The sequence below is a fragment of the Gilvimarinus sp. 1_MG-2023 genome (assembly GCF_030548285.1).
Map to the genome: position 1 here is coordinate 1 of NZ_JAUOSC010001076.1, position 268 is coordinate 268.

The window sequence follows — 268 nt, forward strand, 5'->3', positions numbered from 1 at the left end:
GGTCGAGGCGGAATGGAACCGTATCAAGGATTCTGCCGCCAGGCTGACCAGCGCAGAGCTGGAGCGAGTCAAAAAACACTTTGTTGACCCCGCTTACGCCACACTGGATAACAACCCGGCCGAACTGGAAACTGCCAAAGCGGAAAACCCGGCCTTTGTTCGTTGGCTTGGCCGTAACGTCCGGGCACACAAACAGTCTGGTTACGCAGTAGTCACCCTGACCCTGAAGCAGAAAGGCACGCCACCCGGCGATGTTACCGCCGAGCAG

Annotated in this window: 1 pseudogene; it reads left to right on the forward strand. The window is 58.2% G+C overall.

Annotated elements, in window-relative coordinates:
• Positions 1–268: pseudogene (locus Q4563_RS20175) on the forward strand (nitrite/sulfite reductase); the annotation flags it as partial.